Raw genomic sequence first — 2575 nt, 5'->3', positions numbered from 1 at the left:
CCAAGCAACGCGGTGTATCGATTAAACCGCCCTCGCCGCCCCGCCGGCTCCTGCACAATGCCTTGCACCGGAGTTACCCATGACGGCCCATGCCGAGCTTTCGCCGACCCTGCAACTTGCCTGTGACCTGATCCGTCGCCCCTCGGTGACGCCGATCGACGCCGACTGCCAGAAGCTGATGATGCAGCGCCTGGGGGATGCCGGCTTCAAGCTGGAACCGATGCGCATCGAGGACGTGGACAACTTCTGGGCCAGCCATGGCCAGCATGAAGGCCCGGTGCTGTGTTTTGCCGGCCACACCGACGTGGTGCCTACCGGCCCGGTCCAGGCCTGGCAGAACGACCCGTTCGACGCTCTGATCGACGAGCACGGCATGCTCTGCGGCCGTGGCGCAGCGGACATGAAGGGCAGCCTGGCGGCCATGCTGGTGGCCGCTGAGCGTTTCGTCACCGACTACCCGGACCACAAGGGCTCGGTAGCCTTCCTCATCACCAGCGACGAAGAAGGCCCCGCGCACCATGGCACCAAGGCCGTGGTGGAGCGCCTGGCGGCACGCAAGGAGCGCCTGGACTGGTGCATCGTCGGTGAGCCTTCGAGCACCAGCCTGGTGGGCGACGTGGTCAAGAACGGCCGCCGTGGCTCCCTCGGCGCCAAGCTCACCGTGCGCGGGGTACAGGGCCACGTGGCCTATCCGCACCTGGCGAAGAACCCGATCCACCTGGCGGCGCCGGCCCTGGCGGAACTGGCGGCGGAGCACTGGGACGACGGCAACGCCTTCTTCCCACCCACCAGTTTCCAGATCTCCAACCTCAATTCCGGCACCGGCGCCACCAACGTGATCCCCGGTGATCTGGTGGCGGTGTTCAACTTCCGCTTCTCCACCGAATCCACGGTGGAAGGCCTGCAGCAGCGGGTCGCGGCCATCCTCGACAAGCACGGCCTGGACTGGCATGTGGAGTGGGCCCTGTCCGGCCTGCCGTTCCTCACCGAACCCGGCGCCCTGCTGGACGCGGTATCGGCCAGCATCAAGCAGGTCACCGGGCGCGACACCAAGGCCTCCACCAGTGGCGGCACCTCCGACGGGCGCTTCATCGCCACCCTGGGCACCCAGGTGGTGGAACTGGGCCCGGTCAACGCCACCATCCATCAGGTCAACGAGCGGGTACTGGCCAGCGACCTCGATGTGCTGACCGAAATCTACTACCAGACCCTGATCAAGTTGCTCGCCTGATGCTTGCCTGTCCTCTCTGCAGTGCCCCGCTGAACGTCGTGGACAACGGCGTGGTCTGCCCGGCCGGGCATCGTTTCGACCGGGCACGCCAGGGCTACCTGAACCTGCTGCCGGTGCAGCACAAGAACAGCCGTGACCCGGGCGACAACCAGGCCATGGTCGAGGCCCGCCGCGACTTTCTCAACGCCGGGCACTACGCCCCGGTGGCCCGGCGCCTGGCGGAGCTGGCGGCAGAACGCGCGCCCCAGCGCTGGGTCGACATCGGCTGTGGCGAGGGTTACTACACCGCGCAACTGGCCCAGGCCCTGCCCGCTGCCGATGGCTACGCCCTGGATATTTCCCGGGAGGCGGTGAAGCGCGCCTGCCGTCGTGCCCCGCAACTGACCTGGATGGTCGCCAGCATGGCGCGCATCCCCCTGGCGGACGCCAGCTGCCAGTTCCTGGCCAGCGTCTTCAGCCCCCTCGACTGGCTGGAGGCCAAGCGCCTGCTCAGCCCCGGCGGCGGCCTGATGAAGGTAGGTCCCACCAGCGGCCACCTGATGGAACTGCGCGAACGCCTGTACGACGAAGTACGCGAATACACCGACGACAAGCACCTGGCCCTGGTGCCCGAAGGCATGGCCCTGGCCCACAGCGAAACCCTGGAGTTCAAGCTGCACCTGGAACGCCCGCAAGACCGCGCCAACCTGCTGGCCATGACGCCCCACGGCTGGCGCGCCAGCGCCGAGCGCCGCGCCGCGGTGATCGAGCAGGCCGAGCCTTTCGAGGTCAGCGTATCGATGCGCTACGATTACTTCGTGCTGCAATAACCCACTAAAACCCAAGGCCCCGAGCCTGTGCTCGCGGCCGAAGAAATCCGCGAATGGATTTTTCAGACCGGCAATGAGGACATCCATGCGCCAGCCCGATATCGAGATTTACCTGAAAGACGCCGACGTCGACTACAAGGCCATCGCCGCCTGGCTTGGCGCCGTGCTTGGCCCGTGCAGCGACTGGGTACAAAAAGGCCAGACCTACAAATGCACCGCAGGCCAGGTGCCCGTGACCTGGCTGCCCAAGGCCGTGGGCAAGTGGAACAGCCTGTACCTGGAAAGCGACCAGACCCCGTGGGATGACGACATCGCCTGCGCCCGCGCCGCCTTTGCCGCGTTGAATGTGGAGGTGCGCTGCGCACCGGGCAGCTGGGTCGAGGAAGAGGGTGAAGAGTCCGCCGATCGCTGGATTCGCATCAGCGCCGACGGTGAAGAAGAGATTACCTGGCGCACTGCCTGAACAGTGCATACCCGTAGGAGCCGGCTTGCCGGCGAAGAGGCCTTCAAGACTTGCGTTCGATAGACGGGCGCC

Annotated in this window: 3 protein-coding genes; all 3 read left to right on the top strand. The window is 66.5% G+C overall.

The genetic code is table 11. The features are described from left to right. Positions 1-79 precede the first annotated feature (79 nt). The 3 genes from dapE to F6S12_RS31145 all read left to right on the top strand — a co-directional run bounded on the left by dapE (position 80) and on the right by F6S12_RS31145 (position 2503). A complete protein-coding gene (gene dapE, locus F6S12_RS31155) occupies positions 80-1231 on the top strand; it encodes a succinyl-diaminopimelate desuccinylase (RefSeq protein WP_011059513.1) in 1152 nt (383 codons plus the stop codon). After that, entirely contained in the window at positions 1231-2040 is an 810-nt protein-coding gene (locus F6S12_RS31150; protein WP_019093669.1) for a putative RNA methyltransferase, read from the top strand. The genes dapE and F6S12_RS31150 overlap by 1 nt, the downstream gene beginning before the upstream one ends. Positions 2041-2125: 85 nt before the next feature. Continuing rightward, positions 2126-2503: a hypothetical protein gene (locus tag F6S12_RS31145; RefSeq protein WP_011059511.1), complete on the top strand. Its 378-nt coding sequence runs from the start codon at positions 2126-2128 to the stop codon at positions 2501-2503. Positions 2504-2575: the final 72 nt, after the last annotated feature.

This window comes from Pseudomonas sp. JV245A, assembly GCF_032424515.1.
GTDB classification, from domain to species: Bacteria; Pseudomonadota; Gammaproteobacteria; order Pseudomonadales; family Pseudomonadaceae; genus Aquipseudomonas; species Aquipseudomonas protegens.
Note: the sequence above shows the minus strand (reverse complement) of the source record. Positions and strands in the feature narration are given on the sequence as shown.